The following is a 1,255-nucleotide window of genomic DNA, read 5'->3' on the forward strand; positions in this document are numbered from 1 at the left end:
TTGAAATCCCACGAAGACCTTCCCGATCTCTTCCGGCCTGCCTAAGTCGGCCACGGCGTCGGCGATGGCGTTGTGATACTTCAGTTTGAGGAGCGGCGAGAGCTTGTCTTGGGCCAGTTCTTCCACGCCAATCCTGACGTACTGCGCGAGGACGAAATCCAGAAAGGCCTGCTGTTTGCCGGTGAAATGCGTATGGATCTCCGCCTTGGCCCTGGCAGCGCGTTCCTCGCGCGTGAGCGGCGTCATCGCATAGGCCACATGCGCGAGCACATCGAACAGATCGCTGCGCTCGGCATCGATAATGCGTTGCATCTCCGCCATCTGCTCGGCACCAAACCCTTTCTCAGCGAGCCCTTGAAGGAGTTTCGCGCGCGTGTCGGGCTGGCTCCAAATCGCCCGAAGCTCGGCTTCATTTCTAAAAAAGGCCGGCAACTTGCCAAACAGGAGTTCCAGGAACTGCTGCGCCGACATGGGCGTCCCGTCAGGGTGCCAGAACGTCGTCACCATCATGTGCTGGATCGTGCGGGCCTTGCCATCAGCCAGCTTGATCTTCACCTTTTTCTGGCACATGCACGGCCTCTGGCCGCATTTCTCACAAGGCGCTCGCTCGCAGGCGCATGGATGTTTGCCGCATACACCGCAGGGTTGCGGCGGCAATTGTTCGCAGCGGCAAGGAGATTGTCCGCATCTCGCACAGGGTTCTTTCGGCTCTGGCGGAATCGGTTCCCCATCCCACTCCGGATCGTTGAAGTGATGATGCGCCTTCACGAAATCGTAGATGGTGAAATAGTCCTTCCCGTCATAAAGCCGCGTCCCGCGCCCGATGATCTGCTTGAACTCGATCATCGAACTAACCGGCCGCATGAGCACAATATTCCGGATATTCCTGGCATCCACACCCGTCGAAAGCTTTTGCGAGGTGGTGAGGATCGTCGGGATCGTCTTTTCGTTGTCTTGAAAGTCGCGGAGATGCTGCTCGCCTAGTTCACCATCGTTCGCCGTGACCCGCTGGCAATAGCTCGGGTCGGGACTCGTCTTCATCTGGTTGATGAGGTCGCGGACGGCCAGCGCGTGATCCTGTGTCGCGCAAAAGACCAGAGTCTTTTCCCGCTGGTTAATCGTGTGCATGAAGATCTCGACGCGCTTCTTCTCACGGTCTTTGATCTCAATAATCCGGTTGAAGTCGGCTTCGCTATAGCGTTTGCCATACTCCACCGCCCCTTCCATCACTCGGTCGTCCGGGGTGTAGACGTAT

1 protein-coding gene is annotated in these 1,255 nt (G+C 57.7%); it reads right to left on the reverse strand.

What is annotated here, in order from left to right; genetic code table 11:
* Positions 1-1,255 (reverse strand): hypothetical protein (locus KF784_20280; GenBank protein ID MBX3121394.1); only part of this gene is annotated, 1,255 nt, incomplete at both ends.

Source organism: Fimbriimonadaceae bacterium (assembly GCA_019638775.1).
Classification (GTDB): Bacteria; Armatimonadota; Fimbriimonadia; order Fimbriimonadales; family Fimbriimonadaceae; genus JAHBTD01.